This is a genomic window from Mycobacterium sp. shizuoka-1 (genome assembly GCF_002723835.1).
Taxonomy (GTDB): Bacteria; Actinomycetota; Actinomycetes; order Mycobacteriales; family Mycobacteriaceae; genus Mycobacterium.
On the sequence record NZ_BEWG01000147.1, the window covers coordinates 1 to 4,400 of the forward strand.

At 68.2% G+C, this 4,400-nt stretch carries 5 protein-coding genes; 3 read left to right on the forward strand and 2 right to left on the reverse strand.

The genetic code is table 11. The features are described 5' to 3' along the window. Positions 1–85: 85 nt before the first annotated feature. Both MSZK_RS31140 and MSZK_RS31145 read right to left on the reverse strand, forming a co-directional pair. Positions 86–919, reverse strand: a complete 834-nt coding sequence (locus MSZK_RS31140) for an aldo/keto reductase (RefSeq protein WP_003889251.1) — start codon at positions 917–919, stop codon at positions 86–88. A 5-nt stretch (positions 920–924) separates the two neighbouring features. After that, positions 925–1,755: an aldo/keto reductase gene (locus MSZK_RS31145; RefSeq protein ID WP_040634844.1), complete on the reverse strand. Its 831-nt coding sequence runs from the start codon at positions 1,753–1,755 to the stop codon at positions 925–927. On the opposite strand from MSZK_RS31145, the gene MSZK_RS31150 reads away from it, so the two are divergent. Genes MSZK_RS31150 through MSZK_RS31160 form a run of 3 tightly spaced genes read left to right on the forward strand, consistent with a single transcriptional unit; the run spans position 1,754 to position 4,307 of the window. Next, positions 1,754–2,854: an alpha/beta hydrolase gene (locus MSZK_RS31150; RefSeq protein ID WP_047041146.1), complete on the forward strand. Its 1,101-nt coding sequence runs from the start codon at positions 1,754–1,756 to the stop codon at positions 2,852–2,854. The two genes, MSZK_RS31145 and MSZK_RS31150, sit on opposite strands and share 2 nt — an antisense overlap. Before the next feature lie 35 nt (positions 2,855–2,889). Next, entirely contained in the window at positions 2,890–3,678 is a 789-nt protein-coding gene (locus MSZK_RS31155) for a thioredoxin domain-containing protein (RefSeq protein ID WP_047041144.1), read from the forward strand. Beyond that, positions 3,675–4,307 (forward strand): vitamin K epoxide reductase family protein, encoded by a 633-nt coding sequence (locus tag MSZK_RS31160; RefSeq protein WP_003889255.1) that lies wholly within the window; start codon positions 3,675–3,677, stop codon positions 4,305–4,307. The genes MSZK_RS31155 and MSZK_RS31160 overlap by 4 nt, the downstream gene beginning before the upstream one ends. The last annotated feature ends 93 nt before the right edge of the window (positions 4,308–4,400 follow it).

Genomic DNA, 4,400 nt, shown 5'->3' on the forward strand with positions numbered 1-4,400 from the left:
ACAATCACCACCGACCCCACACCGGCATCGGCGGAATGACACCAATCGAGCGCCTACGCGTTCACAACCTACCCGTGAAGAACAACTAGCCGGTGTACGTCTCCGGGTCCGGGCGGTACCGGGTGCCGTCGTCCAGGCCGTTGAGCGCGGCCATCTGGTCGTCGGTGAGCTCGAAGTCGAACACCTCGAGGTTGGCCGCCAGGTGCTCCGGCGACCTCGACCGGGTGATGACCGAGTTGCCCAGCTGCAGGCTCCACTTGATCAGCACCTGCGCCGGGGTCTTGCCGTGCGCCTGGGCCACCGAGACGACGGTCTCGTTGTCCAGCAGCCGGCCCACGCCCAGCGGGCTGTACGCCTGGGTGACGATCCCGTAGCCCTTGTTCACCTCGCGCAGGTGCGCCTGGTTGAGCAGCGGGTGCAGCTCGATCTGGTTGACCGCGGGGGTGAAGAACGACAGGTCGATGACGTTCGACAGGTGCTCCTCGTGGAAGTTGGACACCCCGATGGACTTGGCGTCGCCGAGCTCCTTGTTCTTCATCAGCCCGCCCCAGCTGTCGATGTACTTGCCCTGCTCACCGGCGGGCCAGTGGATCAGGTACAGGTCGACGTAGCCGAGACCGAGTTCCTCGACACTCTTGCGGCAGGCGTCCTGCGCACTCTTGAAACCCTGGTCGCGGACGTCGAGCTTGCTGGTGACGAAGATCTCCTCGCGGGGCACCCCGGACTTGCGTACCGCGCGGCCGACGGCGGCCTCGTTGCCGTACGCGGCGGCGGTGTCGATCAGTCGGTAACCGGCCGACAGCGCCGCCAGCACCGCCTGCTCGGCGTCGGCCTCGGACAGCTCGCCGACGCCGATGCCGAGCACCGGCATGGTGTTGTCGTCGTTGAGCGTGACCGTCGGAATGGACGAGGAGGTCATGTCACCTACCCTGTGAACTCGAAATTTCTCGGGTCGGGACCCAGGCGAGTGCCATCGCCGAGCGACGAGATCGACGCCATGTCCTGCTCGCTCAACTCGAAGTCGAACACGTCGAAGTTGCTCACAATCCGCTCGGGGGTCACCGATTTCGGGATGACTATATTGCCGAGTTGGATATGCCACCTAATCAGTACCTGCGCCGGGGTGCGTCCGTGCGCCTCCGCGACTGAGGTGACGGTCGGATTCGCCAGCAGCGATCCCTGCCCCAGCGGGCTCCACGCCTCGGTGGCGATGCCCAGTTCGGCGTGTACCTCACGCAGCTCCTGCTGCTGAAGCAGCGGGTGCAGCTCGATCTGGTTGACGGCGGGCACGACGCCGGTGGCGTCGATCAGCGTGCGCAGGTGTTCGGGCTCGAAGTTGCTCACCCCGATCGAGCGGATCCGGCCCTGGTCACGCAGGTAGGCGAACGCCTTGAAGGTGTCGACGTACTTGTTGGTCTTCGGCATCGGCCAGTGCACCAGATACAGATCGAGATACTCCAGGCCCAGCCGCTCCATGCTCTTGTCGAACGCGGCCAGCGTGCTATCATAACCCTGGTCGGCGTTCCACAGCTTGGTCGTGATGTAGACGTCCTCGCGGCGCAGACCCGACTTGGCCAGCGCCTGCCCGACCTCGCGTTCGTTCTGGTAGGCGGCGGCGGTGTCGATGTGCCGGTAGCCCGCCTCCAGCGCCGTGGCAACCGCGCGCTCGGTGGCCTCCGGCGGCGTCTGCCAAACTCCGAGTCCAACCTGGGGGATCGCATTACCGTCATTCAGCGTGATCAAGGGAGATGCCATGACTGCGAGTCTGCCAGCTGACGGCGCGTACAGCCCGGGACGCAAGGAGGCGCTCGTCACCGCGATGGCGGGTGTCACCCTGCGCGCGTTGCCGCGCATCCCCGACCCGGTGAAACGCCTGCTGCTGGCGGGCCGCACGGTGACGGTGGACGGCAACACCCTCGACACCACGGTGCAGCTGATGCTCGCCGGGCAGAAGCTGGTCGGGATCGACGGTGGCACCAACAACGTGGCGGCGGCGCGGGCGCAGCTGCGCGACCTGTCCGGCGGGTTCCGGCAGGCGATCCCGGTGGCCGCGGTGAGAGATCTCACCGTGACCGGCGGGGACGGTGAGATCCCGGCCCGCCACTACGTTCCGCCCACATCCACCGCCGACACGGCCGCCCCGCTGCTGGTGTTCTTCCACGGCGGCGGCTTCGTGATCGGCGACCTCGACAGCCACGACGACCTGTGCCGGCTGATCTGCCGCGACGCCGGGGTGCACGTGCTGTCGGTCGACTACCGGCTGGCCCCCGAGCACAAGGCGCCCGCCGCCGCCGACGACGGGTTCGCCGCCTACCGCTGGGCGCGCGAGCACGCCGCCGAACTCGGTGCCGACCCGGACCGCGTCGCGGTCGGCGGGGACAGCGCCGGCGGCAACATCGCCGCCGTCGTCGCCCAGCGCGCCCGCGCCGAAGGAGTGCCGCAACCGGCGCTGCAACTGCTCATCTACCCGTGGACCAACCCCAGCGGCGAGACCCGGTCGCAGACCCTGTTCGCCTCCGGCTACTTCCTGACGAAGGCCGACATCGAGTGGTTCGCCGACAAGTACGTCACCGGTGCGTCGGTGCAGATCACCGATCCGGTCGTGTCACCGCTGCTGGCCGACGACCTGTCCGGGCTCGCGCCTGCACTGGTGCTGACCGGCGGCTTCGACCCACTGCGCGACGAGGGCGTGGCCTACGCCGAGGCACTGCGCGCCGCCGGGGTGGCCGTCGACCTGCGGCAGGCCGGTGCGCTGATCCACGGCTTCGCCAACATGTTCCCGATCGGGGGCGGTTGCGCGGCCGCGGTCGCCGACATGATCAGCGCGCTGCGCACCCGTCTGCGCGGCGTCTGACGGGCCGCGAAAACGCCGCCGGTACGCTTGTCCCCGTGGCCTCGAAACCGAAGAAGACCCCGAAGTACGACCTGAAGGCGGCCGACAAGAAACGCAATCTGGCCGTACAGATCGGGTTGACCGCGATCGTCGTGATCTTCGCCGTCGCGCTGGTGCTCTACATCGTCATGACCAAGGAGGACAAGCCCGGCGAGGGTGAGGCCAAGCCGATCCGGGTGGCGTCCAGCGACGTCATCACCGGTGACGACGGCGAGCCCAAGGCCGTGCTGTCGCTCTACGAGGACTTCCTGTGCCCGGCGTGCGGCAACTTCGAGAAGGCCTTCGGCCCGACGATCAACCGGCTGATCGACAGCGGCGCCGTGGCGGCCGACTACTACATGGTCTCGATCCTGGACCGGGCCGGCCAGGGGTACTCGACCCGCGCCGCGAACGCCGCCTACTGCGTGGCCGAAGCCGACACCGAGGCGTTCCGCCGCTTCCACGCCGCGCTGTACGCCCAGCAGCCGCCCGAGGGCGTCGGCCCGTTCCCGGACGAGGCCCGGCTGACCGAGGTGGCGCGCCAGGCCGGCGTCGTCGGCGACGTCCCGAACTGCATCGAGAAGGGCCGCTACGACGACATGGTCAAGGGCATGGCCAAGGCGACCGAGGTCAAGGCCACCCCGACCATCCGCATCAACGGCAAGGACTACAAGCCGACGACCCCCGACGCGCTGATCGACGAGATCAGGAGCATCGTCGGTGACCTGCCCGTGCTCGACGCCGGTGCGCCGCCGCCGAATCCGGATCCGACGACCCCGGCGCCCGCTCCCGCTCCCGCTCCATGAGCGTGAGCGCGCCAGGGGAGGTGTCCCCGGCCGAGCCGGACAGCCCCGAGCACGGTGGGGTGCACGTCGGGAGGCTGAGCGCGCTGTGGGTCCTGATCGCCGGCGTGGTGGGCCTCTCGTCGGCGCTGGCGCTGACCATCGAGAAGGTCGAGCTGCTCAAGAACCCGGCCTACGTGCCGACGTGCAGCCTCAACCCGGTGCTGTCCTGCGGTTCGGTGATGGTCACCCCGCAGGCCGCCGTGTTCGGTTTCCCGAACTCGCTGATCGGCATCGTGTCGTTCACCGTCGTGCTGGTGACCGGGGTGCTCGCGGTGGCCCGGGTTCAGCTGCCCCGCTGGTACTGGGCCGGGCTGGCGGTCGGCACGCTGCTGGGCACGGTGTTCGTGCACTGGCTGATCTACCAGAGCGTGTTCACCATCGGCGCGCTGTGCCTGTACTGCATGGTGGTGTGGTCGATGACCATCCCGCTGCTGGTCGTGGTGACGACGATCGCGGTGCAGCCGCAGCGCGGCAACGCCGTGCTGCGCGGGCTGCACACCTGGCGCTGGTCGATCGTGGCGCTGTGGTTCACCGCGGTGATCCTGTTGTGCCTGGTGCGGTTCTGGAGTTACTGGTCCACTCTGCTCTGAGGATCTAGGTGTAACTCCCAGACAGGTTGTGAACGGCGTGGTGAGCGGAAGTAGGTGAGGACCTCCGGTATCGGTGTGGTTACCAAACACGCA